The organism is Nocardioides coralli (assembly GCF_019880385.1).
In the GTDB taxonomy this organism is placed as follows: Bacteria; Actinomycetota; Actinomycetes; order Propionibacteriales; family Nocardioidaceae; genus Nocardioides; species Nocardioides coralli.
This window is the reverse complement of the sequence record NZ_CP082273.1, coordinates 112,017-137,601: the sequence shown is the minus strand read 5'-3', so window position 1 is coordinate 137,601 and position 25,585 is coordinate 112,017. Positions and strand designations below refer to the sequence as shown.

At 73.2% G+C, this 25,585-nt stretch carries 30 protein-coding genes and 2 tRNA genes; 16 read left to right on the top strand and 16 right to left on the bottom strand.

Annotated features, from left to right (window positions below):
* Window positions 1–112: 112 nt before the first annotated feature.
* The 3 genes from K6T13_RS17540 to K6T13_RS00730 all read right to left on the bottom strand — a co-directional run bounded on the left by K6T13_RS17540 (window position 113) and on the right by K6T13_RS00730 (window position 1,048).
* On the bottom strand, window positions 113–241 hold the full coding sequence (locus K6T13_RS17540) for a hypothetical protein (RefSeq protein ID WP_283247938.1): 129 nt from the start codon (window positions 239–241) through the stop codon (window positions 113–115).
* A 189-nt stretch (window positions 242–430) separates the two neighbouring features.
* Window positions 431–523: transfer RNA gene (locus K6T13_RS00735), tRNA-Ser, on the bottom strand.
* Between the two features lie 75 nt (window positions 524–598).
* The gene (locus tag K6T13_RS00730; RefSeq protein WP_222895948.1) at window positions 599–1,048 is read right to left on the bottom strand and encodes a hypothetical protein; all 450 of its coding nucleotides are present in this window, start codon (window positions 1,046–1,048) and stop codon (window positions 599–601) included.
* A gap of 117 nt (window positions 1,049–1,165) precedes the next feature.
* Here K6T13_RS00730 and K6T13_RS00725 point away from each other — a divergent pair, with 117 nt between their 5' ends.
* Both K6T13_RS00725 and K6T13_RS00720 read left to right on the top strand, forming a co-directional pair.
* A complete protein-coding gene (locus K6T13_RS00725) occupies window positions 1,166–1,516 on the top strand; it encodes a hypothetical protein (protein WP_222895946.1) in 351 nt (116 codons plus the stop codon).
* Window positions 1,517–1,563: 47 nt separating this feature from the next.
* Window positions 1,564–1,652, top strand: a tRNA-Ser gene (locus tag K6T13_RS00720).
* 160 nt (window positions 1,653–1,812) lie between these two features.
* Here the strand turns inward: K6T13_RS00720 and K6T13_RS00715 are convergent.
* The 3 genes from K6T13_RS00715 to K6T13_RS00705 form a co-directional block, all read right to left on the bottom strand.
* Complete coding sequence (locus tag K6T13_RS00715; protein WP_222895945.1) at window positions 1,813–2,043, bottom strand: biotin/lipoyl-binding carrier protein; 231 nt, start codon at window positions 2,041–2,043, stop codon at window positions 1,813–1,815.
* A 64-nt stretch (window positions 2,044–2,107) separates the two neighbouring features.
* On the bottom strand, window positions 2,108–3,421 hold the full coding sequence (locus K6T13_RS00710) for a hypothetical protein (RefSeq protein WP_222895944.1): 1,314 nt from the start codon (window positions 3,419–3,421) through the stop codon (window positions 2,108–2,110).
* A gap of 11 nt (window positions 3,422–3,432) precedes the next feature.
* A complete protein-coding gene (locus K6T13_RS00705) occupies window positions 3,433–4,200 on the bottom strand; it encodes a carbon-nitrogen hydrolase family protein (protein ID WP_249423873.1) in 768 nt (255 codons plus the stop codon).
* 53 nt (window positions 4,201–4,253) lie between these two features.
* On the opposite strand from K6T13_RS00705, the gene mobA reads away from it, so the two are divergent.
* Genes mobA through K6T13_RS00685 form a run of 4 tightly spaced genes read left to right on the top strand, consistent with a single transcriptional unit; the run spans window position 4,254 to window position 6,711 of the window.
* A complete protein-coding gene (mobA, locus tag K6T13_RS00700) occupies window positions 4,254–4,805 on the top strand; it encodes a molybdenum cofactor guanylyltransferase (RefSeq protein WP_222895943.1) in 552 nt (183 codons plus the stop codon).
* On the top strand, window positions 4,802–5,131 hold the full coding sequence (locus K6T13_RS00695; RefSeq protein ID WP_222895942.1) for a DUF6457 domain-containing protein: 330 nt from the start codon (window positions 4,802–4,804) through the stop codon (window positions 5,129–5,131). Before mobA ends, K6T13_RS00695 begins: the two co-directional genes overlap by 4 nt.
* Window positions 5,128–6,111, top strand: coding sequence for an NAD(P)H-quinone oxidoreductase (locus K6T13_RS00690; protein WP_222895941.1), 984 nt, complete (start codon window positions 5,128–5,130; stop codon window positions 6,109–6,111). Before K6T13_RS00695 ends, K6T13_RS00690 begins: the two co-directional genes overlap by 4 nt.
* Before the next feature lie 9 nt (window positions 6,112–6,120).
* Window positions 6,121–6,711: a bacterial proteasome activator family protein gene (locus K6T13_RS00685; RefSeq protein ID WP_249423872.1), complete on the top strand. Its 591-nt coding sequence runs from the start codon at window positions 6,121–6,123 to the stop codon at window positions 6,709–6,711.
* Between the two features lie 92 nt (window positions 6,712–6,803).
* On the opposite strand, the gene K6T13_RS00680 is transcribed toward K6T13_RS00685, so the two are convergent.
* Genes K6T13_RS00680 through serS form a run of 5 tightly spaced genes read right to left on the bottom strand, consistent with a single transcriptional unit; the run spans window position 6,804 to window position 10,757 of the window.
* Window positions 6,804–7,385 carry a hypothetical protein gene (locus tag K6T13_RS00680; RefSeq protein ID WP_222895939.1) on the bottom strand — a complete coding sequence of 194 codons (582 nt, stop codon included), beginning with the start codon at window positions 7,383–7,385 and terminating at the stop codon, window positions 6,804–6,806.
* A gap of 17 nt (window positions 7,386–7,402) precedes the next feature.
* Entirely contained in the window at window positions 7,403–8,197 is a 795-nt protein-coding gene (locus K6T13_RS00675; protein ID WP_222895936.1) for an HAD family hydrolase, read from the bottom strand.
* 1 nt (window position 8,198) lies between these two features.
* Entirely contained in the window at window positions 8,199–8,675 is a 477-nt protein-coding gene (locus K6T13_RS00670; protein ID WP_222895933.1) for a GNAT family N-acetyltransferase, read from the bottom strand.
* Window positions 8,672–9,499 carry an HAD family hydrolase gene (locus K6T13_RS00665; RefSeq protein ID WP_222895930.1) on the bottom strand — a complete coding sequence of 276 codons (828 nt, stop codon included), beginning with the start codon at window positions 9,497–9,499 and terminating at the stop codon, window positions 8,672–8,674. The genes K6T13_RS00670 and K6T13_RS00665 overlap by 4 nt, the downstream gene beginning before the upstream one ends.
* The gene (serS, locus tag K6T13_RS00660; RefSeq protein ID WP_222895929.1) at window positions 9,492–10,757 is read right to left on the bottom strand and encodes a serine--tRNA ligase; all 1,266 of its coding nucleotides are present in this window, start codon (window positions 10,755–10,757) and stop codon (window positions 9,492–9,494) included. The genes K6T13_RS00665 and serS overlap by 8 nt, the downstream gene beginning before the upstream one ends.
* 62 nt (window positions 10,758–10,819) lie before the next feature.
* Here serS and K6T13_RS00655 point away from each other — a divergent pair, with 62 nt between their 5' ends.
* Window positions 10,820–12,397 (top strand): bifunctional phosphatase PAP2/diacylglycerol kinase family protein, encoded by a 1,578-nt coding sequence (locus K6T13_RS00655; protein WP_249423871.1) that lies wholly within the window; start codon window positions 10,820–10,822, stop codon window positions 12,395–12,397.
* Between the two features lie 30 nt (window positions 12,398–12,427).
* On the opposite strand, the gene K6T13_RS00650 is transcribed toward K6T13_RS00655, so the two are convergent.
* Both K6T13_RS00650 and K6T13_RS00645 read right to left on the bottom strand, forming a co-directional pair.
* A complete protein-coding gene (locus K6T13_RS00650; RefSeq protein WP_222895923.1) occupies window positions 12,428–12,931 on the bottom strand; it encodes a nitroreductase family deazaflavin-dependent oxidoreductase in 504 nt (167 codons plus the stop codon).
* On the bottom strand, window positions 12,915–13,313 hold the full coding sequence (locus tag K6T13_RS00645; protein WP_249423870.1) for a DUF4446 family protein: 399 nt from the start codon (window positions 13,311–13,313) through the stop codon (window positions 12,915–12,917). Before K6T13_RS00645 ends, K6T13_RS00650 begins: the two co-directional genes overlap by 17 nt.
* Window positions 13,314–13,382: 69 nt before the next feature.
* On the opposite strand from K6T13_RS00645, the gene K6T13_RS00640 reads away from it, so the two are divergent.
* The 7 genes from K6T13_RS00640 to K6T13_RS00610 all read left to right on the top strand — a co-directional run bounded on the left by K6T13_RS00640 (window position 13,383) and on the right by K6T13_RS00610 (window position 19,538).
* Complete coding sequence (locus K6T13_RS00640) at window positions 13,383–14,222, top strand: prephenate dehydratase (protein WP_222895920.1); 840 nt, start codon at window positions 13,383–13,385, stop codon at window positions 14,220–14,222.
* Entirely contained in the window at window positions 14,219–14,914 is a 696-nt protein-coding gene (gene larB / locus K6T13_RS00635) for a nickel pincer cofactor biosynthesis protein LarB (RefSeq protein ID WP_222895917.1), read from the top strand. Before K6T13_RS00640 ends, larB begins: the two co-directional genes overlap by 4 nt.
* Entirely contained in the window at window positions 14,911–16,086 is a 1,176-nt protein-coding gene (gene larC / locus K6T13_RS00630) for a nickel pincer cofactor biosynthesis protein LarC (protein ID WP_222895913.1), read from the top strand. The genes larB and larC overlap by 4 nt, the downstream gene beginning before the upstream one ends.
* On the top strand, window positions 16,086–16,676 hold the full coding sequence (locus K6T13_RS00625; RefSeq protein ID WP_222895910.1) for a TMEM165/GDT1 family protein: 591 nt from the start codon (window positions 16,086–16,088) through the stop codon (window positions 16,674–16,676). The genes larC and K6T13_RS00625 overlap by 1 nt, the downstream gene beginning before the upstream one ends.
* Window positions 16,677–16,785: 109 nt before the next feature.
* On the top strand, window positions 16,786–17,151 hold the full coding sequence (locus tag K6T13_RS00620; protein WP_222895908.1) for a cyclic nucleotide-binding domain-containing protein: 366 nt from the start codon (window positions 16,786–16,788) through the stop codon (window positions 17,149–17,151).
* Window positions 17,152–17,166: 15 nt separating this feature from the next.
* Entirely contained in the window at window positions 17,167–18,273 is a 1,107-nt protein-coding gene (locus K6T13_RS00615; protein ID WP_222895905.1) for an adenylate/guanylate cyclase domain-containing protein, read from the top strand.
* Window positions 18,274–18,311: 38 nt separating this feature from the next.
* The gene (locus tag K6T13_RS00610) at window positions 18,312–19,538 is read left to right on the top strand and encodes an arginine deiminase (RefSeq protein WP_222895902.1); all 1,227 of its coding nucleotides are present in this window, start codon (window positions 18,312–18,314) and stop codon (window positions 19,536–19,538) included.
* 285 nt (window positions 19,539–19,823) lie between these two features.
* On the opposite strand, the gene K6T13_RS00605 is transcribed toward K6T13_RS00610, so the two are convergent.
* The 3 genes from K6T13_RS00605 to K6T13_RS00595 are packed head-to-tail and all read right to left on the bottom strand — an operon-like array spanning window position 19,824 to window position 22,072.
* A complete protein-coding gene (locus tag K6T13_RS00605; protein WP_222895899.1) occupies window positions 19,824–20,759 on the bottom strand; it encodes a DUF5926 family protein in 936 nt (311 codons plus the stop codon).
* Between the two features lie 21 nt (window positions 20,760–20,780).
* A complete protein-coding gene (locus tag K6T13_RS00600; protein ID WP_222895895.1) occupies window positions 20,781–21,560 on the bottom strand; it encodes a glycerophosphodiester phosphodiesterase family protein in 780 nt (259 codons plus the stop codon).
* 26 nt (window positions 21,561–21,586) lie between these two features.
* Window positions 21,587–22,072 (bottom strand): P-loop nucleotide/nucleoside kinase family protein, encoded by a 486-nt coding sequence (locus tag K6T13_RS00595; protein ID WP_222895892.1) that lies wholly within the window; start codon window positions 22,070–22,072, stop codon window positions 21,587–21,589.
* Window positions 22,073–22,186: 114 nt separating this feature from the next.
* On the opposite strand from K6T13_RS00595, the gene K6T13_RS00590 reads away from it, so the two are divergent.
* Window positions 22,187–22,945 (top strand): ABC transporter ATP-binding protein, encoded by a 759-nt coding sequence (locus K6T13_RS00590; RefSeq protein ID WP_249423869.1) that lies wholly within the window; start codon window positions 22,187–22,189, stop codon window positions 22,943–22,945.
* A gap of 1 nt (window position 22,946) precedes the next feature.
* Entirely contained in the window at window positions 22,947–25,502 is a 2,556-nt protein-coding gene (locus tag K6T13_RS00585; RefSeq protein WP_222895890.1) for an ABC transporter permease, read from the top strand.
* Window positions 25,503–25,585: the final 83 nt, after the last annotated feature.

Sequence of the window (25,585 nt, the reverse complement as noted above, 5' to 3'; positions counted from 1 at the left end):
GTGACCAGGTCACTGCCCTCGTGCTGTGGTGAGACGGCCGAGGGGGGTTCGGCACCGGGATCGCGGCTGGGGGGCTACGCGTTCCCCGTCTCAGGTCGGGTTGCCGGGGTCGTCAGTCGATGGCGATGGCGCAGCCGCCGCACCCCCAGCTGCTGTCACGTGCGGTGGCGGGGCCCCCGAGAAGACCCACACCCAGCACAGCCGTCGTCAGGACAATGGCGAGCTTCTTGGCGATCTTCATGTCTCCGTCTCCACCTACGTCGTCGAACAGTCGTCGGAAGTTCCAACGAGGCAAGTCTGGTGGGAGGTACGGGTGGCGCGACAGCGGTTGCCTGGCTCAGAAACGTGCAGTGCACGAACCTGCAGTCGGCCACCCGCCGGAAGAACGTCGGTCCCCTCCCGCAGAGACCGGAAGGGGACCGACGAAGACTGGCGGAGGCGGCGGGATTTGAACCCGCGAGAGGGGTTTGCCCTCAACCCGCTTAGCAGGCGGGCGCCATAGACCGGACTAGGCGACGCCTCCACACGGCACGACGGAGCGCGACCGCGGGGTCAGGCTACTAGGCGCTGCCGGGAGGGGCCGAATCGGGCGATCGGCTCACAGCGGGCGCAGGCCCTCGGCGTCCTTGAGGCGTTGTCGCACCTCGGCCACGAAGGCGTTGCGGTCAGCGGCCAGGACCGCGACGGGGATGCTGGTGGCGCGCCCGTCCTTGAGCCGCAGCACCACGCAGTCGACCCCGCGGACGTCCGCGGTCACCGCGTCGCCCACCTCCAGCCACGCGGCGTCCCTCACACCCGCACCCCGGACCATCCGGACCCGGTATCCCCGCTCGTCGAGCACCACGACCCGGAGGCCCCGCAGCAACCACCACGCGGCCACCAGACCCAGCGCCACGCCGCCGATCGCGGCCACGAGGATCACCGCCGGTGGCCACGCGAGTGCGCTCGCGAGCACGGTGAGGGCCACGACCGCCGCGGCGAGCACGACCAGGAGCAGTCCCAGCAACCGGGCAGCCACCGCGGGGGCGAGGCGGTATCCGGACGACATGGTCCGATTGTCCCGAATCACCGAAACCGCCGGACCCCCGGGTCTTGTCGCCGACCTCGCCGCGGGGCGACACTCGAACCCCTGCCGGAAACCCTGCCGGAACCGCCGGAGGTCGCCATGCCCGCGACGCTGCAGCAGCTCCAGAGCCGCCTCTCGGACGCACGCAACCCTGCCGCTTGGCGGTGGCAGGCCCGACGCACGCTCGGGGACGTCCGCGACCTCCTGACCGCAGAGTCGCAGGCCTCCGACGACGGCTGGCTGGCCGCCCGCGGAGCGGGGATGCTCCGCGAGCGCGACGCCCTCCTCGAGCGGCTGGCCGCGCTGGGTCCCCGGGTGTTCCGCGAGCCCGGTCTCGAGGGCGTGCGTGCCGACGTACGCCGGTTGCTGGTGGACGTCGAGCACCACCTGCAGCGGCGCCGCGACCTGGTCTGGGACGAGGTGGAGCTGGAGCTCGGCGGGTCGGAGTAGCACCCGACCCCGCCCGTACACTCCTGCGTGTCGCCTGCGGGCGGCTCGGAGGGGTGCCGGAGTGGCCTATCGGAACCGCCTTGAAAGCGGTCGCTGGCAGTGATGTCAGCCGCGGGTTCGAATCCCGCCCCCTCTGCTCGAGCGCCGGGACCGAGCCTGCGAGGTCCCGCAGCGCGAGAGGGTTGAGGAGCGCCGAGTGGCACCCGAGCGCAGCGAGGGAGGCAGTAGCGCGTCTCGAAACACCAGAGCGCCGCGGCAGCGCCTGCGAGGCCGCGACCCGCTGCTCGACGCCGGACTCAGGTCGTGACGGTGACCAGGGCGTCGCCCTCCTGGACGACGTCGCCGGGGCTGACCCAGACGCCGCTGATGGTGCCGCCGCGCTCGAGGATGACGGGGATCTCCATCTTCATCGACTCGAGCAGCACGACGGTGTCGCCCGGGGCGACGCTGTCGCCGGTGGCGACGTCGACGCTCATCACGTTCGCCACCATCTCCGCGACGATCTCGATCTCCTGGGAGCGGGCCATGGTGGCGACCGTATCCGTTACCCGTCCGTACGCCGCATCGACCCCGACGGGCGTGGGGAACCGGTCAGAGCAGGGCCTCGACGCGCGAGGGTTCAGGGCGTACGGCCGAGGACGACTCGGCCCGCCGGCCCCGGCGCCCGCGGTTGCCGGTGAGCGCGAGGTCGACCAGCACCAGCACCGCTCCCAGCACCAGGCCGACCACGACGCCGTAGCCCAGGCCGAGTGCCGCGGCCGCCCGCGACGGCTCGGGGTCGAGCAACGCCTGCGCGACCGGGACGGTCGCCCCGACCCCGAAGGCGCACACCCACCAGCCCTGGCGGCGCCGGGCGCGCATGTGGGTGCCCCACACCAGGGCGGGAACGCCCAGCAGCGCCACGATGGGTCGCGGCGAGGCACCGATCAGGGCGCGTACCCGGTCGACGCCGTCGAAGAGCCACTCGACGAGCACCGGTGTCCCGTAACGGCGCAGGAGCTCGGCGTACGCGAGGGTGAGGGCGAGGACGACCGCGCCGAAGACGACGATGACCACCCCGCGGCGGCCGAGGCCGTGGAGGCCCGCCCCGAGCCGGTAGATCAGGCCGAAGGCCCCGAGGAGCGCGAGGCCCAGGGTCGTGTACTGGAAGCGCAGCGGGTCGACGTCGGGCGCCAGCCCCACCGTCGCGAGGCCGCCGACGGCGGCGATCAGGGTCGCCACCACCACCTCACGCACCGTGTGGCGCAGTCCTACGGCGGGCACGGTCGCGACCACCGCCAGCACGGCCGCGACCACGCACGTCATGACGGCCGCCCCGTTGCGGAGCAACCCGTTGTCGAGGACCAGCACCGCGACCGCGACGCCCAGGGTGAGCAGGCCGAAGACGGCCGGGCGGCCACCGGTCCGCGCTGCCAGCGCCCACACGTACGTCGTGGCCACAGCCACCGCGCCGAGCTGGGGCACCCACGGTGCGTCGAGGTCGAGCACCAGTCCTGCGGCGAGGTCGACCTCAGTGCGAGGCAGCACGTCGAAGAGCCCGACGACCAGCAGGCCGGTCCCGAGCAGGGTGATCAGCAGCCACAGAGCCGCCAGCAGGCGCAGCACCACGCGCGACCGCGCGGGAACCACGGCGGGCTCGGGGGCGGTGCTGGGCGGGACCAGCAGTGCGGTGTCAGCGGTCTCCTCGACCGGCTCGGCCCGCAGCGCCGGTGCGGGTGGCGGCGGGGCCTCCGCGCGCTGCGTCCCCCGCTGCGGGGACCGGTCAGGCGGCGGCGTGACCGGCGCGGACGCAGAGCCGGCCCGGCCGTCGACCCCGACCTGGCGCCGGGCCCCGGGTTGCTGCTCCCGGCGGCGCGACCACGGACGCGCCGGTTCGGCGCGTCGGCGGGGCGTTGTCCGGGCCACGGGGTCGAAGGCTACCGCCGCCGGTTGGCGAGCGAGGGGTTGGTCCGGCGGGCCTCGACGAGCACCTCGCGCTCGAGGGTCGCGGTCAGGACCGCCGGCTCCTCGCCCGCCTCCGCGATCACGTCACCGAGCGGGTCCACGACCATCGAGTGGCCGGTGTAGCGCGGCGCGGGCTGACCGACGGCGACGACGTAGACCGTGTTCTCGATGGCCCGCGCCCGCACCAGGGTGCGCCAGTGGTCGACCTTCCGCTCCCCGGCGACCCAGGCGGCGGGGATCACGAGCACCTCAGCGCCGGCGTCGACCAGGGCCCGGGACTGCTCGGGGAACCGCAGGTCGTAGCAGGTCATCAGGCCGACGGCCAGACCCCCGAGCTCGACCACCGGCGCAGAGATCGGGCCGGCGGTCAGCCGGTCGGACTCGCGGTAGCCGAAGGAGTCGTAGAGGTGGACCTTGCGGTAGTCGGCGCGCGCGCGGCCACGGAGGACGAGGGTGTTGAAGGGCCGCTGGAGGTCCTCGGAGGTCTCGAAGAGCCCTGCCAGCAGGGTGGCGTCCCGCGCCTGCGCCACCCGCTCCAGCTCGGTCGCGAACGGCCCGTCGAGCGGCTCCGCGAACCCGCTCACGTCGGAGCCGGGCTTGCCGAAGTCGCGGGCGAACGCTTCCGGGAACACCGTCAGGTCGACCCCCTCCGGGGTGAGCTCCTCCAGCAGGTCGCGGTTGTCGGCCGGCTCCAGCCCGGAGGCGTGCTGGACCAGGGCCACGCGCAGTCGTCCGTCCACGCCCCCAGCCTGCCACCCGCGGATCCGCCGTCGATGGCTGGGAGACTGCACGCGTGGACCTCGCGGCAGTGATCCTCGCCGGCGGCACCGCCGCGCGCCTCGACGGAGCCGACAAGGCGTCCATCGAGTACGCCGGCACGACGTTCCTCGAGCGGGCGCTGGCGGCGACCGGCGCTGCCGGCGAGGTCGTGGTCGTCGGGGCGCCGGTGCCGACCAGCCGACCGGCGACGTTCGTGCGTGAGGACCCGCCGCTGGGCGGTCCGGTGGCGGGTCTCGCGGCCGGCCGCGCCGCCCTCGCCCACGACCCCGGTCTCCTGCTGGTGCTTGCGGTCGACATGCCGCGGGTCACGGCGGCGACCTTCGACCGGCTGCTGGCGGCCCTGCCCGGGCACGACGGCGCCGTGCTCTGCGACGCGGACGGCCGCCGCCAGCTCGCCCTCGCGCTGGCGGCAGGTGGGCTGGACCGGGCGCTGCCGCAGGACCCCCACGGCTTCCCGCTCCACCGGCTGCTGTCGGAGCTGGACCTCGTCGACGTACCGGCACGGAACGCGGAGGCGCAGGACGTGGACACCTGGCAGGATCTTGCGCGAATGTTGGATCCGTGAACCTGCACGACTGGATCGACGAGCTGTGCGACGCGCTCGACGTCGAGGCTGAGGTCGACGAGGCCCTGGTGCTCGACCTGGCACGGTCGGCAGCCCACAACGTGACCAAGGTGGCCGCGCCCATCACGACCTACCTGCTCGGCTACGCCGCCGGCCTGCAAGGAGCTGACCCGGAGGACGTCGAGGACCTCGCGGCCCGCGCCCAGGTGCTGGCCGACGGGTGGGACCGGCCCGCTGATGCCCCCGACCCCGACGACATCGACGACGAGGTCCCCGACGACAGCGCGGTCGACCACAGCCACGACTCCTTCGACGAGGAAGAGTGAGGGCGGTCGTCACGTCCGGGTCCGGGGGCCCGGAGGTCCTCGCGCTCGCCGACGTGCCCGACCTCGAGCCCGGCGCCGGCGAGGTGCTGCTCGAGGTCGCTGCCACCGCGGTCAACCGCGCTGACCTGCTGCAGCGGCAGGGTCACTACCCGCCGCCGCCCGGGGCGTCGGAGACGATCGGCCTCGAGTGCAGCGGCACGGTGGCCGCCCTGGGCGAGGACGTCGAGGGCTGGCAGGTCGGCGACGCCGCCTGCGCCCTGCTCGCCGGGGGTGGGTACGCCGAGCAGGTGGTCGTCCCCGCCGGCCAGCTGATGCCGGTGCCGGCCGGGATCGACCTGGTCACGGCGGCCGCCCTCCCGGAGGTCGCGTGCACCGTCTGGTCCAACGTGTTCATGGTGGCCGGCCTCCGGCCCGGTGAGCAGTTCCTCGTCCACGGCGGAGCCGGCGGGATCGGAACCCTCGCGATCCAGCTCGCTTCCGCAGTCGGTGCGCGGGTGCTCACCACCGCCGGGTCGCCGGAGAAGCTCGAGCGCTGCGCCGAGCTCGGCGCCGACGTGCTGATCAACTACCGCGAGGACGACTTCGTCGACGTCGTACGACGCGAGACCGACGGTCACGGCGCCGACGTGGTCCTCGACAACATGGGCGCGAAGTACCTCGGCCGCAACCTCGACGCCCTCGCCACCGAGGGTCGGCTCGTGATCATCGGCATGCAGGGCGGCACGAAGGGCGAGCTCGACATCGCGAAGCTGCTGCGCAAGCGAGGCGCCGTCATCGCCACGTCGCTGCGCCCCCGGCCGCCGGCGGACAAGGCCGCCATCTGCGCCGCCGTCGTCGAGCACGTCTGGCCGCTGGTCGCCGAGGGCCGGGTCCGGCCGGTCGTCCACGCCACCCTGCCGCTGGAGGAGGTCACCCGCGCGCACGAGCTGATGGAGGCCGGCGACAACGTGGGCAAGATCCTGCTCTCGGTCCGACCGTAGGGTGGGGGCATGAGCCAGTCCTCCGAGAACGAGCAGCACGTCGTCGTCGTCGGTCCTGACGGGCAACCGGTCGGGTCGGTGCCGGCCAGCATGGTCGCCGCGGCCGCGGCCGGCGCCGCCGGCGGCGGCGAGGGCGACGACGAGGGTGAACGAGGCGTCGCCGACCTCGTGGAGCAGCCGGCCAAGGTGATGCGGATCGGCAGCATGATCCGCCAGCTGCTCGACGAGGTGAAGGCCGCCCCGCTCGACGAGGCGAGCCGCAACCGGCTCAAGGAGATCCACCGTTCCTCGATCAAGGAGCTCGAGAGCGGGCTGGCCCCCGAGCTGGTCGAGGAGCTCGAGCGACTCTCCCTGCCGTTCACCGAGGACGGCACGCCGTCGGAGGGCGAGCTGCGGATCGCCCAGGCGCAGCTGGTCGGGTGGCTCGAGGGGCTCTTCCACGGCATCCAGACCGCGATCTACGCCCAGCAGGTCGCCGCGCGCGCCCAGCTGGAGCAGATGCGTCGCCAGCTGCCCCCCGGCGTCAGCGCCGGCACCCCCGGCGAGGAGGGCGAGGGGCCCGACGGTCCCAAGCCGGGCCAGTCCGGCATGTACCTCTGAGGCTGGTTGTCAGGGAATGCTGCAGGTTGTCGGGCGTTGCAACGCCTGACAACGTGCGGTTTCCCCGGCCGACCGGGGAAACCGCAGCCCCGTCAGCGGCGCCGGCCGAAGACGAGCAGCCCCAGCAGCCCGGCCAGCACCAGCGCGGCGCCGGGGGCGGCGAGCCGGGTGAGGTCGGGCGGGGCGGTGTCGTCGACGCCCGTGAACTCCACCTCCGGCGGCTCGCCCGGCGGGGGCGTCTCCCGCGGCAGCGGGTTGCCCTCGCCGAGCACGCCCTCGACCTGCTGGACGTAGGGGGGCGTCGCCCGACCGGTGCCGTCACAGCTGTCGGTGACCAGGGTGGTGCGGCTCTCGCGGCCGAACACCAGGTAGGACCGGTCGGCCTGCAGCGCACCGAGCCCGCAGTCGGCGGCCTGGCGCGGGCTCTCGACCACCACCGGGGTCTCGGCCACCCGGCCGCGGTAGATCCGGCTCACGTCGAAGGAGTAGCGGCGCGTCTGCCCGGAGACCGACTGCTGCTCCAGCGTGCCGCGGAAGACCACGTCGGCACGGTTGGCGGCCTCGCGGACGCTGGCGTCCTGGCAGGTGCAGGCAGCCGACGCCGGGGACGGCACCAGCACCGGCGCGGTGCAGGCGAGCAGCACGGCAGGCAGCAGTCGTGGGAGGCGCGACACGCGCACATCGTCACAGATCACGGTTCGTAGAGGCCAGCCAGCACCCGTGCGACCCCGTCCTCGTCGTGGTCGGGAGCCACGTGGTCGGCGGCGGCGAGGACGGACGGGTGGGCGTTCGCCATCGCGTACGCCGTGCCGGCCCACTCCAGCATCGGTAGGTCGTTCGGCATGTCGCCGAAGGCCACCACGTCGAGGCGGTCGACCCCGAGCCGGTCGCAGACCTGGGCCAGCGTCGAGGCCTTGGTGACGCCGGGGGCGCTCATCTCCAGCAGCGACCCGGTCGAGGACCAGGTGACCACGAGCCGGTCGCCGACGGCCTCCTGCGCGGCGTCCCAGAACTCCTGGGGTCCCAGCCGCTCGTGCCGGGCGAGCAGCTTCAGCGCCGGCGCGTCGAAGATGTCGGCCAGCGGGCCGCGCGGGCTGCCCTCGGGCAGCCGGTGGCGCTCGAGGAACCCCGGCTCCAGGGCGATCCCGGCGAGGGTTTCCACGGCGAAGGACGTGTCAGGGATGGCGCTCCGGATCAGCTCGCAGGCCGCCACCCCGTCGTCGACGGCGATGCTGCGGGTGAGGTCGACCCGGTCGCGCGCCACGTCCCAGACGAGCGCGCCGTTGCTGATCACGGCCAGCCCGTGGTGGCCCACGTAGTCGAAGACCTCCTCGGCCCACCGCAGCGGGCGTCCGGTGACGAAGACGACCGGCACGCCACGGGCGTCGAGCTCGGCGATGACGTCATGGGTGTAGGCCGACACGGTGCCGTCGGACCGGACCAGGGTGCCGTCGAGGTCGGTGGCGACCAGCCGGGGCAGCCGCACCTCAGCCACCGTCGGGCAGCGGGCGTGCCATCACGAGCTCGCCCTCCGGGGTGCCCGGCCGCAGCTGGGTGAAGCCGCAGCCCGCCAGCAGCCGCAGCGCGGCCGTGTTGGTGGGCGCGACGGTCGCCCGGAGCCGCACCCCGAGCGCGTCGGTCGCGGCGGCCAGGCCGCGCAGCGCCTCGCTCGCGACACCCTGCCGGCGCACGGGTTCCACGAGCCCGAGGCCGACCTCGACCTCGCCGTCCTCCGGCGGCCCGAAGCAGCCGATGGTGCCGACCGCCTCGTGGCCGAGCACGACGTGCCGCGGGCCCCACGGGTCGTCGGCGCGGACCAGCGTGGCGGCGTCGACGTCGTCGGTGCGGGGGTACGCCGGGTGCCACCGGTCCTGGCGGCGGCCCGCGCGCATGTCGGCGGCGTCCTGCGGGGTGACGAGCACGAGGCGCAGCCGCGCGGTGGCGATGCGCTCCGGGAGGGTCATCGGAAGTGCCGGTCGAGCTCGGTGGCGAGCCCGTCGTCGTAGACGGTGCCGGTGACGGCGTCGGCGGCCGCCTGGACCTCCTCCACGGCCTGGCCCATGGCCACGCCGCGGCCGGCCCACCGGAGCATCTCGATGTCGTTGCGCCCGTCGCCGACCGCGAGCACCTCGGACCGGTCCACACCGAGCTCGCGCGCGACGTGCTCCAGCCCGGAGGCCTTGGACACCCCCACGGGCGAGAGGTCCAGCCACGCGGTCCAGCCCACGACGTAGTCGGTGCCGTGGAGCCCGAGCCGGGCTGCCAGCTCGACGAAGTCCTCGGCCGTCGCGTCGGGGTCGCGGATGATGACGCGGCTGACCTCCTGGGCCACCAGCTCCTCGACCTTCGTGAGGATCATCCGGCCGGAGAGCTCGCCGTCGGGGAAGTGACGGTTGACCCGGTAGCCCACCCCGCGCTCCTCCACGGCGACGAGCGCGCCGGGGTGCTCGCGCAGCACCGCCTCGACCGCGGGCCGCGCGTCGAAGGTGTCCTCGTGGACGACCTCGACCGGTGGGTAGCGGAAGACCACGGCGCCGTTGGAGGCCACCACCCACAACGGGTCGAGGCCGTCGGTGTGGAGGCCGAGGAGGTCCGCGATCCGCGTCATGCCGTGGGGCGACCGGCCGCTCGCGAGCACGACGTGGGCGCCGGCGGCCTGGGCGCGGCGTACGGCGTCGTAGGTCACCTCGGGGATCTGCTCGTAGGTCGCGCCGGCACCCTCGACCCACTTGAGGAGGGTGCCGTCGATGTCCAGCGCGACCAGGCGCGGCTGCCAGCGCTCAGACAACGGGCTTCAGCACCTCCACACCGCCGAGGTAGGGCCGCAGGGCCTGCGGGACCGTCACGGAGCCGTCCTCGTTCTGGTGGGTCTCGAGCACGGCGACGATCGCGCGCGGGATCGCCGTCAGCGTGCCGTTGAGGGTCGCGACGGGGACCGTCTGGCCGTCGGCCCGGGTCCGGATGTCGAGCCGCCGCGACTGGAAGTCGGTGCAGTTCGACGTCGACGTCAGCTCGCGGTAGCGGCCCTGGGTGGGGATCCAGGCCTCGCAGTCGAACTTGCGCTGGGCCGACAGGCCCAGGTCGCCGGCCGCGGTGTCGATGACGCGGTAGGACAGCTCGAGCTTGTCGAGGAACTCCTTCTCCCAGGCCAGCAGCCGCTGGTGCTCGGCGAAGGACTCCTCGAGCGTGGTGTAGACGAACATCTCGACCTTGTCGAACCAGTGCACGCGGATGATCCCGCGGGTGTCCTTGCCGTGGGACCCCGCCTCCTTGCGGAAGCAGGGGCTGAAGGCGGCGTAGCGCAGCGGGAAGCGGTCGGCGTCGAGGATCTCGTCGGAGTGGTAGGCGGCCATCGCGACCTCGGAGGTCCCGACGAGGTACATGTCCTCGCCCTCGATCCGGTAGACGTCGTCGGCGGCCTGGCCGAGGAAGCCGGTGCCCTCCATGGCCCGCGGCTTGACCAGTGACGGTGCCACGACCTGGGTGAACCCGGCGTCGCGCGCCTGGTCGAGGGCGAGGTTGACCAGCGCGAACTCCAGCTGGGCGCCGACACCGGTGAGGAAGTAGAAACGGGAACCCGAGACCTTCGCGCCGCGCTCGAGGTCGATCGCGCCGAGCAGCCGCCCGAGCTCGACGTGGTCGCGGGGCTCGAAGTCGAACTCGCGGGGCTCGCCGACGTGCTCGAGCACCACGTAGTCGTCCTCGCCCCCGGCCGGCGCCTCGTCCGCGGCCAGGTTGGGGATGCTCATCACGGCCTCGCGCCACGCGGCCTCGGCCCGGCCCTGGGCGGCCTCGGCGTCCTTGACGGCCCCCGCGAGCTCCTTGACCTCCGCGAGCAGCCGTTGCTTCTCCTCACCCTGGGCCTGGGCCACCTGCTTGCCCATCTGCTTCTGCTCGGCCCGCCTGGACTCGAACTCCGCGATCGCCTGCCGCCGCGCCACGTCGGCCGCGAGCGCCTGGTCGACGACGTCCGCGGAGAGGCCGCGCTTGGCCTGGGCGGCGCGCACGCGGTCGGGTTCCTCGCGCAGGATGCGGGGGTCGATCATGGCGTGAAGGGTACGCGGAGGCGATGCCGGTCCGCGCGCCGGTTGCGGCCATACTGTCCCGCGTGATCGAGCGCTCCCGACCCCGCCTGCTGGCGTGGAGCGGTGCGCTCCTGGGCCTGTTCGCGGTGCTGGCGCTGCTGGTCACCCGCGACCGCTCCCCCCTGGACGGCTTCGACCAGCTCGGTCGGCAGGCCGAGAACTGGGCCGACGACCACGACTGGATCATCACGGTGCTCCGCTGGACCGAGGTCCTCACCGCCACCGTGGCGATGACGGTCGCGACCATCCTCGTCGCCGGTGTGCTGCTGCTGCGTCGTCAGGTCCGGGCGGGCCTCTACGCGGGCGTGGTGATGGGGCTGACTGCTGCGGTCACGACCGCCGTCAAGCTGGGGCTCAGCCGGGACCGACCCGAGTGGCAGAACGCCCTCGAGGCGCTGACCACCAAGTCGTTCCCGTCAGGTCACACCTCCTCGGTCACGGCGTTCGCCGGCGTCCTCGTGGTCCTCGCGTGGATCTTCGTACGCCGGGCGTCCATGCGGCGCGCCGTGCTGGTCTCCATGACCGCGCTGTGGCTGGTCGTTGCCCTCGACCGGGTGCTGCTGGGACGCCACTTCCCGACCGACGTCGTGGGCGGGACGCTGCTCGGGGTCGGCACCGTCCTGCTCGTGCTGGCCTTCCTTCCTCCCGAGCCGCCCGGCCACGCCGTCAAGGCCGACCCCCTGCCGGACGTGATCACCACCGGACGCCGGGTCGCGGTGATCCTCAACCCCTCCAAGGTCGAGGACGTCGGACAGTTCCGCGCCCTGGTCTCCGGGATGGCCGCCGAGTCCGGCTGGTCACCCCCCACGTGGCACTTCACCACCGTCGAGGACTCCGGCACCGGCATGGCCGAGGCGGCCGCGATCAGTGGGGCCGACCTGGTCCTGGTGTGCGGCGGCGACGGGACCGTGCGCGAGGTCTGCGCGGAGCTCGCCGGCACCGGCATCCCCGTGGGCGTCGTCCCGGCCGGGACCGGCAACCTGCTGGCCCGCAACCTCGACATCCCGCTCTACCTGCGCTCGGCCGTCGACGTCGCGCTCAACGGCCAGGACCGGGCGATCGACCTCGTCCGCGTCGAGGGCGACGGCATCGAGGCCGGCACCCACTTCATGGTGATGGCGGGGATGGGCTTCGACGCGGCGATCATGGAGGGCGTCAACGAGGACATCAAGAAGAAGGTGGGGTGGATCGCCTACGTCTTCTCCGCGCTCAAGGCGCTGATGTTCCCGGCGGTGCGCGTCGACGTCTCCGTCGACGGCGGGGAGTTCACGCGCCACCGAGCCCGGACCGTCGTGGTCGGCAACGTCGGCTTCCTCCAGGCCGGCATGCCGCTGCTCCCCGACGCAGCCATCGACGACGGCCTCCTCGACGTCGTGATCCTCCATCCCAAGCGGTTCCTGTCGTGGGTGCCGCTGGCGTTCCGCGTGCTGGCCAAGCGGTCGCGCACCGACGAGACCATCAACCGGATGACCGGCCGGACCGTCGAGATCCGTGCCCACTCCGACACCCCGCGCCAGCTCGACGGCGACGCCGTCGGACCCGGCCGGACGCTGCGGATGGAGTGCCTGCACGGGCGACTGCTGGTGCGGGTCCCCCGCTGACCCGCTGACCCGCTGACCTGAGCGCTCCGTTCAGGGCGCGGGCTCGAGGAAGAAGACGTCGAGCTCCCGAGCGGTGCGCGCCGCGTCGGACTCGAAGGGTGGCCAGGCGTCGACCAGCCGCCGCCAGGCCCCGGCACGCTCCTCCCCGCACAGCAGGCGGGGGACGACGGTCGTGTGGTGCCCACGGTGCTCGACGGTGGCGCGTCCGGCCGCGACGAGGTCGCCCGCCCAGGCCGGTGGCTCGTCGCGGCCCCAGTTGGAGTCGACCACCAGCCAGCCGCCGTTGCTGCGCACCCCGAGCAGCGCCCGTGTGCGCGGCGTCCCAGACCCCCGGCCGGGCACGGTCAGGTAGATCTCGGGAAGCCCGGCGAGGGCGAGCAGCGTCACCCGTCCGCCGGAGACCCGGCGCACGGCCCGGTCGACCCGGACCAGCCGGTCGGCATGGTCACGCAGTCGGTCCGTGGCCCCGACCCGGGTCGCCGTACGTCGCAGCGGATTCATGTCGGGCGGGCCGGCCTCACCCGGGACGGGCATGGGTGATGGCCTCCTCCTCCTCCGGCGACAGCTGCTGCTCGCACGCCCAGCCGGAGATGTTCTTGGCGTAGGTACGGGCCTCGCTGCGGCCGTGGATGGAGGTGACCACGACGCCGTGCCCGCCGTCGTCGAGGAGCGCCAGCGACCAGGACAGGTGGCCCCCCATGTCGCCGAACGCGTCGTAGCGCACGACCGCCAGGTGGCGCAGTGCGTCACCGGCCTCCCGCTTGAGTGCGGCGACCTCCTGCCGCAGCCCGTGCACGTCGTCCGGGAGGGCGTCCGCCCCCGCGCCGCGACCGCGCTGGGTACGCCGGAGCGCCACGACGGTCAGCAGCAGAGCCAGCGACGCGACGACGAGTGCGAGCACCGACACGATCTCCACGAGGCAGACCCTAGGGCCGAGAGCCGGTCGGCCGGTGGAAGCGCGAGCACCGCGTGGGAAACTGCCCCGGTGACCGCTCCACGCATCGCCTACCAGGGCGAGCCCGGCGCCAACTCGCACCTGGTGTGCCGGCAGCACTACCCCGACCACGACGCACTCGCCTGTGCGTCGTTCGAGGACGTCTTCGCCGCCGTCGAGACGGGCGAGGCTGCCCTGGCGATGATCCCGATCGACAACTCGATCGCGGGCCGCGTCGCCGACATCCACCACTTCCTGCCCGGCTCGACCCTGCACATCGTCGCCGAGCACTTCCTGCGCATCCAGTTCGTGCTGCTCGGCGTCCCCGGCTCCACGCTCGACTCGGTGAAGACCGTCCACAGTCACGTGCACGCGCTCGGCCAGTGCCGCAAGGCGATCCGGGAGCTGGGCCTCTCGGCCGTGGTGTCCGGCGACACCGCCGGCGCCGCCCGCGAGGTCGCCGAGATGGGTGACCCGAGCCAGGCCGCGATCTCCCCGCCGCTCGCCGCCGAGATCTACGGCCTCGAGGTGCTGCGCGAGGACGTCGAGGACGAGGACCACAACACGACCCGGTTCGTGGTGCTCTCGCGCGAGCTGGTCGAGGCCCCCGCGGGCAACGGTCCGGTCGTGACGTCGTTCGTCTTCAACGTGCGCAACATCCCCGCCGCGCTCTACAAGGCGCTGGGCGGGTTCGCGACCAACGGGGTCAACATGACCAAGCTCGAGAGCTACATGGTCGGCGGCCACTTCGCCGCCACCCAGTTCCTCGCCGAGGTCGACGGCCACCCGAGCGACCCTCCCCTGGCGCGGGCCCTGGAGGAGCTGCGCTTCTTCACCGACGACGTGAAGATCCTCGGGGTCTACCCCGCCGCCCGGGAGCGCGGCGAGTGAGCCCCGACCACCGCGACCCCCGCCCGGACCCCCGTGTCGAGGACCTCGGGTTCGCGCGCGTCGACGTCGACCGCGCGGCCCGCACCGGCGACGCCGAGGTCGTCTACGGCGCCGGCAAGACCCCCGAGCAGGTGGTCGCGATCCTGCAGACCCTGCACGAGCACCACCCCGACCGCGCCGTGCTCGCGACCCGGCTCTCCGACGAGGCGCTCCACGCCGTCGAACGGGCCGGCGCCACCGTCGACCGGCTCGCCCGGGCGGCGACGCTCGGCCCGCTGCCGACCGCCCGCGGCACGGTCGCCGTCGTCAGTGCCGGCACCTCCGACGGGCCCGTGGCTGCCGAGGTGGCGCTCACGGCGCGCGTCCACGGGGCCGCGGTCGACCAGGTCACCGACGTCGGCGTCGCCGGGCTCCACCGGATCCTCGGCGTGCGCGACCGGCTCGAACGGGCCGACTGCCTCGTGGTCGTCGCCGGCATGGAGGGCGCCCTGCCCTCCGTGGTCGGCGGCCTGGTCGGCGTACCCCTCGTGGCGGTGCCGACCAGCATCGGCTACGGCGCCTCCCTCGGCGGGATCGCCGCCCTGCTCGGCATGCTCAACTCCTGCGCGCCGGGCGTCACGGTCGTCAACATCGACAACGGCTACGGCGCCGGCGTCTTCGCGGCCCGGGTGGCCCGGCAGGCGGCCCGGTGAGGGCCTGGATCGACGCCTCCTCGGGAGCCAGCGGCGACATGCTGCTCGGCGCGCTGCTCGGCGCGGGGACACCCCTGGAGGTGCTGCAGGCCGCGGTCGACGCGGTCAGCCCCGAGCCGGTCACGCTGCGGGTGGAGCAGGTGGACCGCAACGGCTTCGCCGCCACCCGCTGCCACGTCGAGGTCGCCGACTCGGTCCACCACCGGACGTGGCGCGACATCCGGCAGCTGCTCGACGACGCCGACCTCGACGAATCCGTCCGGCGGCGCGCCACGGCCGTCTTCGAGCGGCTCGCCGCCGCCGAGGGCGCGGTCCACGGCAGCGACCCGCTCGAGGTCGCCTTCCACGAGGTGGGGGCGCTGGACTCGATCGCCGACGTGGTGGGGGTGTGTGCCGGGCTCGCGTGGGTGGGCGCGGACGACGTGGTCGTCTCACCGGTGGCGGTCGGGTCAGGCTCGGTCCAGGGCGCCCACGGGACCCTGCCGGTGCCGCCGCCTGCGGTGGTGGAGCTGCTCCGCGGCGTCCCGTCGTACGCCGGGCCGGCGGGTGCGCCCGCCACCGAGCTGTGCACCCCCACCGGTGCGGCACTGCTGACCGGCCTCGCCACCGGTTGGGGCCCCCAGCCCGCGATGGTCGTCGACAGGGTCGGCACCGGCGCCGGCGGCCGCGACCCGGAGGGCCACGCCAACGTGCTCCGCCTCCTCCTCGGCGAGCCCGCCGACCGGCCCGCCGACGCACCCCTGCTCCTCGAGGCCAACGTCGACGACCTAGACCCGCGGGTGTGGCCGCAGGTGATCGCGGCGCTGCTGGCGGCGGGCGCCAGCGACGCGTGGCTGACCCCCATCCTCATGAAGAAGGGCCGCCCCGCCCACACGCTCTCGGTGCTGGTCGACGCGGCCCGCGCCGAGGCGGTCCGGGCCACGTTCTTCCGCCACACCTCGACCATCGGGCTGCGGGAGACGGTGCTGCGCAAGCACGCGCTCGACCGCGAGACCACGCACGTCGTCGTGGCGGGCCACACGATCTCGGTGAAGCTCGCCCGCCAGGGCGGCGAGGTCGTCAACGCGATGCCGGAGTACGACGAGGTGGTCCGCGCAGCGGTCGCGCTCGACCGGCCCGTCGCGGACGTCCTCGCCGAGGCCGTGGCCGCGAGCCGTCGGTTCCTCGGCTGATGGACCTGGTCGTCGCGGCGGTCGCGCTCGGCACCGTCTTCGTCGTCGAGCTGCCCGACAAGACGTTCATCGCCACCCTCGTGCTGTCGACACGGCTCCGGCCGGTGCTCGTGTGGGTGGGTGTCGCGCTCGCCTTCACGGTGCAGACAGCGGTCGCCGTCGGGCTCGGGACGGCGGTCTCGCTGCTGCCGACCACGGCGGTCCGGGGGCTGGCGCTGCTGCTGTTCCTGGGCGGGGCGGTCCTGCTCTTCCGTGAGGGACGCAGCCGACACGTGGCCTCGCAGGAGGATTTCGAGGTGCGGGCGACCCCGGCAACCGGTCTGCGCGCCGTCGGGGTGAGCTTCCTCGTGCTGTTCGCCGCCGAGTGGGGCGACCTGTCACAGCTGCTCACCCTGACCCTGGTCGCCCGCTACGACGACCCGCTGAGCGTGTTCGCGGGCGCGCTCACGGCCCTGCTCGCCGTCAGCGGGCTCGCCGTGCTGGTCGGGCGGGCGCTGCTCCGCGTCGTGCCGTTGCACACCCTCCACTACGCCGGTGCCGCGGTCTGCCTGCTGCTGGCCGGCCTGACGGCGTACGAGCTCCTCGGCTGAGGTGGTGTAACCCGGAGTTACACGTCACACCGGGATCGCTGGACAGCGTCCGCCGGCTTCGGGAGTATCGGCTGCAGCGGGAGGGCACGACGAGGAGGCACCGCAGGACATGGCGATCTTCGAAGGCTTCACCGACCGTGAGGTCGACCAGATCAAGAACACCGGCACCCACGTGACGCTCCCCGCCGACTGGTCCCCCATCTGGGAGAAGACCCCGGCGGACAAGGCCTACATCATCCTCAGCGGCGAGGCGTCGGTCCGCCGCGAGGGTGAGGAGATCGCCCGGCTCGGCGCCGGCGACATCTTCGGCGAGGGAGCGATCGTCGCCAACAAGCTCCGCAACGCCTCGATCGTGACGCTGACCAAGGTCGAGCTGATCCACTTCACGCGCGACCAGGTCAACCAGCTGCGCGACGAGGTCCCGGCGTTCGCCGAGGCGCTGGACCGGACGGCGAAGGAACGGCTGGGGCAGTGACGCCGGTGGCCCGCCGTGGGCACTGAGGACGAGCAGCCGGAGGCCGACGGCCTCGACCCGGGCGACCTCGAGCACCACCTGCTCGGGGCACGGCGCACCCTGACCCGGGTCCAGGTCGCCGACAAGGCCGGCGTCCCCCTGGAGCTGGCCGAGGAGCTCTGGGGCCAGCTCGGGTTCCCCCACACCGACGACGACGACGTGGCGTTCACCCGTCACGACGTCAAGGCGCTCAAGCGGACCGCCGAGCTGGTCTCGCTGGGCATCCTCGAGCCCGACTCGCAGGCAGCCCTCGTCCGCACCTGGGGTCGCAGCTTCGCCCGGCTCGCGGAGTGGCAGGTCAGCCTGCTCGCCGGGATCGCGCTGTCCGACGACGAGCCGGAGCAGCGCCTCGACGAGCTGCTCGGCAGCGTGCTCCCCAACGTCGGCAAGCTGCAGGACTACGTGTGGCGCCGCCACCTCGTCAGCGCCGCGCAGCGCCTGCTGCCGCAGGCCGACGGGGCGACGCAGAGCCGGCAGGCCGTCTGCTTCACCGACATCGTCGGATACACCAGCCAGAGCAAGAACCTCACCGAGTCGGAGCTGGTCGACCTGGTCGAACGCTTCGAGGACGAGGTGACGCGCCGCGTCGTCGACGTCGGCGGTCGGGTGATCAAGACCATCGGCGACGAGGTCCTCTTCGTGACCGACGAGCCCCGCGCCACCGTCGACGTGGCGCTGTCGCTCACCGAGCGGGGCGAGGACGGCGACGACGACTTCCCGCGGGTGCGCGCCGGCGTCGCCTTCGGCGACGTCACGAGCCGGCTGGGTGACGTCTTCGGACCGACCGTCAACATCGCCTCGCGGCTGACCTCGATCGCGCGACCAGGTGCGGTGCTGGTGGACCGCGGCGCCTTCGACGCGCTGACCGGCCACGACGAGCCTCCCGACACCGCCCCCGACGGCACCCCGCTCGCACGCCTCATCGACCGGGCCGCCGACGAGCTCGCCGAGCTCTCGCCGTACGCCGAGCGTGGCGACCTGAAGTTCCGGCGGCTGCGACGCCAGTCGGTGAAGGGTTACCGGCACCTCGAGCCCTGGCTGGTGCGCCGCCGCCAGTGGCAGGAGGGCGACCGGCCGGAGTGACGGGCCGGCGTCGTGGGGGGGCAACTAGAGTGCGACCCATGACCCACCTGCCCCACGGTGCCGACAGCGAGGTCGGGCGGCTGCAGACCGTGATGCTGCACCGCCCCGGCGACGAGCTCAAGCGGTTGACGCCCCGCAACAACGACCGGCTGCTGTTCGACGGCATCCCCTGGGTGGCGCGCGCCCAGGAGGAGCACGACGCCTTCGCCGACGCGCTGCGGTCCCGCGACGTCGAGGTCCTCTACCTCACCGAGCTGCTCACCGAGACCCTGGAGCAGGAGCACGCCCGCAACCACGCGATCACCACCGCCCTCTCCGGGCTGCACCTCGGCGACACGTTGCGCGCCTACCTCGCACACGCGCTCCGCGACGCCAGCCCGGCCGAGCTCACGTCCTACCTCACCGCGGGCATCCGCAACGACGAGGTGCGCGGCGGTCACGGTCTGGTCACCTCGCTGCTGGACCCGCACGACTTCCTCATCGACCCGCTCCCCAACCTGCTGTTCACCCGCGACTCCAGCGTGTGGGTGCGCGACCGGGTGGCCGTGACGTCGCTGGCGATGCCGGCCCGGACCCGCGAGACCCAGCTCACCGAGCTGATCTACACCGAGCACCCACGCTTCGTCGGCACCCGCAAGATCCACGGCTGGCACCACGAGCACGTCGAGGGCGGTGACGTGCTGCTGCTCGCGCCCGGCGTGATCGCGGTCGGGGTCGGCGAGCGGACCACGCCCGCCGGCGTGGAGCGGTTTGCCCGGCAGGTCTTCCACGCCCGGCTGGCCCACACCGTGCTCGCGGTGCCGATCGCGCAGGAGCGGGCGACCATGCACCTCGACACCGTCTGCACGATGGTCGACGTCGACAAGATCGTCATGTACCCGAACGTCGCCGACTCGCTGCAGGCCCACGCGGTCACGGCGCCCGACCCCGACGAGTCCGAGGACACCCTCACGCTGCAGGTGGCCGACGCCGAGCCGTTCCTGGTCGCGGCCGCCAAGGCGATGGAGATCGACACCCTCCACCAGATCGACACCGGGCTCGACCCCGTCACCGCGGAGCGGGAGCAGTGGGACGACGGCAACAACACCCTCGCCCTCGGGCCGCGGATCGCGGTCGCCTACGAGCGCAACGACGGCACCAACGACCGGCTCGAGGCGGCCGGGATCGAGGTGGTCCGGATCGCCGGCTCGGAGCTGGGCTCGGGCCGCGGCGGGCCGAGGTGCATGAGCTGCCCCGTGTCGCGGGAGCCGCTGCCGGTCGACTGAGGCTGCTGGGGCTGTTGGGGCGGGTGGGTCATCCGCTTCGACGGCTGGGGTTTCGAGACGCGTCGCTCTGGCCGTCGCGGGCTCCGGCCCGAGCCGAGCGCTCCTCAACCCCTCGCGGATCGGCGCTTCGCGAGCTCAGCGCCGCGCTCGGGCATAGAACGACCCGGCCGTTGCCGACGGGGGAGACAACAACGACCGGGTCGAGACCAACGCTACCTGCCACCCAAGGGACCGCACAACTGCGAGTTCTGTGTGTCCTACGTCGCATTTCGACTGGTCTGGACCTCAGCGGATCGTGACCTGGCGGTTGGCCAGCCCGTTGCGGGCCGAGCGCTGCTCGGCCGTGAGGTCCGCAGGCTCCGCGAGGGCCTCGGCGAGGTCCTTCGCGAACCGCTCCGCGGGCTCCTCCAGCGCCTCTGCGCCGGTCCCGACGGGCAGGTCCCAGACCGGCGCGAGCAGCCCGTGCGCCCGGAACATGCCGACGAGGCGGGAGTCCGGGACCAGCCGGTCGCGGTCGGCCTCGTGGAGGCGCGCGAGGGCGTCCAGCAGCTGCCCCTCGGGCTCCGGCATCACCCAGCGCAGGTGTTCCTTGCTCCCGACGTTGGTCCAGTACGCCGCCTCCACCGAGGTCAACCGGTCGGTGGGGTCCACCTGGTCGTTGGCCTGCTCCAGGGCGGCGGCCAGCTCGGAGGAGTCCGGCAGGTCGGCCACCCAGTAGTCGAAGCCGTCGTGGACCGTGATCCGCAGCGGCTCGTCGGCGACCAGGTCCTGCAGCCGCGGACCCTCGCCGGGGTCGCTGCCCAGGCCGACCGGTCCCGCCTCCGACTGCCCCAGGGCCTCCAGCAGCACCGCCGCGAGGTCGCGCGAGGGGTCACCGAAGTTGTGCACCACCTGCAGGCCCAGCCACACCTCCCCGCTCTCGCGCACCATCGCCGGCGCAGCGCCGGGGAGCAACGTGCACAGCTGCACCGACCGGTCGGCGTGCTCCCCCGTGAGCGGGAGAGGCGCGGTCGCCGCCGGCACCAGCTCGCGCAGTGCCACCAGGTCGCACTCCGACGGCATCCCCTCGAGGGGCCGCTGCACGAAGACCGGGGCGGCACCGCCGGGCGCCCCGTGGCAGTGCTTGTAGCGGCGGCCCGAGCCGCAGGGGCACGGCTGCCGCGGCCCGACCTCCCCGTCGGCTGCCTGCTCCCGGCTCCTGGTGCGTGAACGCTTTCCCATGCCCCGGAGGCTAGGCCATGGTCAGCGACCCAGCTGCTCCAGGAGGTACGCCGGGCGGTCGGTGATGAGGGTGGTCACGCCCAGGTCGAGGCAGAGCTGCAGCTGGGCGTCGTCGTTGACCGTCCACACGTTCAGCCGGCGGCCGCTGCGCTGCATCCGCCGCGCGAACTGGGGGTGGCGGGTCAGCTGGTCGATGCCGGGGCCGAGCTCCCACGTCCGGCCCAGCACGGGCTTGAGCACCGGCCAGTGGCGGGCGCGGTCGATCAGCATCACCAGCCGCAGGCCGGGTGCCAGCCGTTCGACGCGCTGCAGCGCGACGTAGGAGAAGCTCATGACCCGCACGGGGCTGTCGGGACGGTCCCAGCCGAAGCGGCGCAGCTCCTCCACCAGGCGCCGCTCGACCAGGCCCGCGTAGCGCGTGGGGTGCTTGGTCTCGATCGCCAGCTCGACCCGGCGACCGCAGTCAGCGACGGTCTCCAGGAGCTTGCGCAGCGTCAGCATCCGGTCCAGCTGGGTGTCGCGGACCGGTGCCTCGTCGTCGAGGTCGGCCCAGGGGTTCTTCCACGACGCGAACTCGAGCTGGTCGAGGTCGGCGAGGTCCATCGTCGACAGCACGCTGCGGGTGCTGCCGGTCCGCCACAGGCTCCGGTCGTGGTAGCAGACCAGATGGCCGTCGGCGGTCAGCCGCACGTCGCACTCGAGGCCGTCGGCGCCGACGTCGAGGGCCTCGAGGTAGGCACCCAGGGTGTGCTCGGCGACCCCGTGGCTCGCCCCGCGATGCGCCACGACGAGCGGAGCCATGCCTCCATTGTGCCCACACGAGGTGGTCAGAAGTCGCGATGCCACTCCACGAGGTCGTATCCGGACAGCTCCTCGTCCGTGGGTCGCTCCCAGTGGGCGGCCCACGTCTCGAGCTGGTCGCGGGTGATCACGACCGCTCCCGGCTCGTGGTTGCGGGCCTCGATGCGGCGCCACCTCTCCTCCAGCGGCACGTCGACCAGGTGCAGGTCCACGGCGGCACCGACCTCCCGGGCACCGGCCAGGGTCGCGTCGCGCCGGGACCGCACCCACAGACCCGACTCGAGGATCACGGCCGCCCCGAGACGCAGCAGGTCCCGGGTGTGGTCCCACATCAGCGCCTCGAGCCGTCCCCGGCGTGGCAGGTCGTGGGGATCGAGGCCGAGCCCGACCAGCCACGCGTCGGGGTCGAGGCGCACCGCCCCGAGGTCCGGCGCCAGCCGCCGCGCCAGCGTGGTCTTGCCCGACCCCGGCATCCCGACGACGAGGACCAGCCTGCCCTGCTGCTCCGTCATGGCCCGGATCGTAGGCGTGGGGCCACGTCGGGGGCCGGGTCAGGGTTCGACTCAGGGTCGGCCTCCGGTCGACACCCGATTGCCGCCGCTTGCGCGCCGCGGGAGGCTTTCCCCATGACGACGATGAGGGAGGGGACCCGCACGGTCGCCGCCAGTGCGCAGGATCTGGTGAAGATCTACGGGCGCGACGAGGCGGAGGTGCGGGCGCTCGACGGGGTCTCGATCGAGCTGTACGCCGGGGAGTTCACCGCCGTGATGGGCCCCTCCGGGTCGGGGAAGTCGACGCTCATGCACTGCCTGGCGGCCCTGGACACCCCGACCAGCGGGGAGGCGTACGTCGACGGCACCCCGCTCGGACAGCTCAAGGACAAGGCCCTCACCACGCTGCGGCGCGAGCAGATCGGCTTCGTCTTCCAGGCCTTCAACCTCGTGCCGACGCTGACCGCCGAGGAGAACATCACGCTGCCGCTGGCGCTAGCCGGCCGGAAGCCGGACCCGGAGTGGTTCGACCGCGTGGTCGACGCCGTCGGGCTGCGTGACCGGCTGCACCACAAGCCGAGCGAGATGTCGGGTGGGCAGCAGCAGCGGGCGGCGTGCGCCCGTGCGCTGGTGAGCCAGCCCTCGATCGTCTTCGCCGACGAGCCGACCGGCAACCTCGACAGCACCAGCGGCGCCGAGGTGCTCGGCTTCCTGCGGCGCAGCGTCGACGACTTCGGCCAGACGATCGTGATGGTCACCCACGACCCGGTGGCCGCGGCGTGGACCGACCGCGTCGTCTTCCTGGCCGACGGCCGGATCGTCGAGGAGCTCCACGACCCCGACCGCGACGGGATCCTGGAGAAGATGGCCCGGCTGACCCCGCAGGCCGGCTGAGGTGCTCCGCCTGACGCTGCGGAACCTGCTGGCCCGCAAGGTCCGGCTGTTCATGAGCACGCTCGCGATCGTGCTCGGCATGGGGTTCCTGACCGGTGTCCTCACCTTCAGCAACGGCCTCGGGGCGACCTTCGACGGGATCATCGAGGGCTCGACCCCCGATGCCCTCGTCCGTCCCACCGGCACCGAGTCCTTCGAGTCGATCGGCATCGGCAACACCTCCGTCCTCGAACCGGCGGTGATCGAGGAGCTCGCCGCCCTGCCGGAGGTGGACCGAGCCGACGGACAGGTCGACGGGCTCGGCATGTACCTGCTCGACACCGACGACAAGCTGGTCGGCGGCCAAGGGGCCCCCACCATCGCGTTCAACTACAACGACACCCCCAACCTGCTCGGGGAGCCATCGCTGGTCCTCGTGGAGGGCGAGTGGCCGACGAGCCCCACGGACGTCGTGCTCGACACCGGCGCCGCGGAGGCCTCCGGCTACGAGGTGGGTGACGAGGTCAGGGTGATCGCCCCGGCGGGGGACTCCATCGACACGGTCCGCAAGACCCTGCGGATGACCGGCACCGCGGAGTTCAACGGCGGCGGCACGGCGGGGGCGGTGCTGCTGATCTTCTCCGAGGACGGGGCGCAGGAGCTGTTCCTCGGTGGTCGCGACGTGTTCACGAGCGCAGCGCTCACGGCCGGCCCCGGCGTCAGCCAGGCCGAGCTCGTCGACGCCGCCGAGGCGGTGCTGCCGCGCGAGTACGACGCGGTGGAGGGCGACACCGTGGCGAAGGAGTCGCAGGAGACCGTCGGCCAGTTCCTCGACGTCATCTCCACGTTCCTGGTGGCCTTCGCGGTGATCGCGATCCTGGTCGGCGGGTTCATCATCGCCAACACCTTCAACATCCTCGTGGCCCAGCGCGTGCGCGAGCTGGCGCTGCTCCGCGCCCTCGGGGCGGCCGCCGCCCAGGTCCGCCGCTCGGTGCTGCTCGAGGCTGCCCTGATGGCGTTGATCGGCGCCTCCGTCGGCATCGGGCTCGGGCTGCTGCTCGCGCGCGGGCTGGCGCAGCTGTTCCGGGCGGTGGGGCTCGACATCAACGGCGACGTGCTCGGGCTGACTCCCACGACCGTCGCCCTCGCGTACGCCGTCGCCCTGGCCGTGACCCTCACCTCGGCGTACCTCCCCGCCCGTCGGGCCTCGCGCACCGCCCCGGTGGCCGCGATGCGCGACGAGGTGGCCGCCCCGGCCGAGGGGTCGCTGCGCCGCCGCGCGCTCATCGGGCTCGGGGTCGCGCTGCTCGGCGGGATCCTGGCCGCCATCGGGCTGATGGAGCCGCCCGGCCCCGACGCCGCGTGGATCGGTGCCGCCGCGGTGCTGTGGATCCTCACCGCCGCGGCCCTGAGCCCGGTCATCGGCCACCCCCTGCTCGTCGCGTGCCGCAGCCTGTTCGGCCGGGTCTTCGGGACCACGGGCCGACTGGCCGGCGAGAACGCGCTGCGCAACCCGCGGCGTACCGGCGCCACCGCGTCGGCGCTGATGATCGGACTCGCCCTGGTCTCGGCGGTCGGCACCCTGGCGGCGTCGATGAGCAAGACGACCGACCAGCTGGTCGAGGACCAGTTCGCCGCCGACTTCCTCGTGCAGTCCGCGAACTTCCAGAGCTTCCCGACCGGCATCGGCGACGACATGGCGGGGGTCGACGGCGTGGGTGCGATCTCGCGCGACCAGTGGACGCCGGCCCTGATCAACGAGGAGCCACAGCTGCTCGTCGGCCTGTCCGAGGGCTACGACGAGATCTACGAGCTGGAGATGGTGGCCGGCGCCCAGGCGCTGGCCGGCGAGGAGGCGCTGCTCACCGTCGACGCCGCCAACGACTACGGGGTCTGGGTGGGAGACACGCTGGACCTGGCGTTCCCCGGCGGCAGGGCCACCAGCGTCGAGGTCATCGGCATCACCGAGCGCACCCCGGTCATCGGACCGGTCAACGTGCCCCTGACGGTGCTCGCCGACGTCGGGGTGAAGCGCACCGACACCAGCGTCAGCATCACCCTCGCATCGGGGGCGGACCCGGCGACGGTGCAGGCGGAGCTCGACGAGGTCGTGGCCGACGTGCCGATCGTCACCGTCCTCGACAAGGAGCAGTTCGCCGAGAGCATCAAGGACCAGATCAACCTGCTGCTCAACATGATCTACGGGCTGCTGGCCCTGGCGATCGTGATCGCGGTGATCGGCATCATCAACACGCTGAGCCTCAGCGTCATCGAGCGCACCCGGGAGATCGGCCTGCTCCGCGCCGTCGGCCTCTCGCGGCCGCGGCTGCGGCGGATGGTGACCCTGGAGTCGGTGACCATCGCCGTGCTCGGCTCGGTCCTCGGCATGGCCGTGGGCCTGCTGATCGGCGTGCTGCTGCGGCAGTCGCTCTCCGACGACCTGACCGAGCTCGCCCTGCCGCTGCAGAACCTCGTGGTGTTCCTGCTGATCGCAGTGCTGTTCGGGGTGCTGGCGGCGATCGTGCCGGCCGTCCGCGCCTCGCGGATGAAGGTGCTCGAGGCGATCGCCACCGAGTAGGGCCACGCACCCGGGGTGCCGGCAGGTGGCGGTCGAGCCGACGACCGTCCGGTGCCGGGTTCCCGTGACGCTGGCCCGAGCGG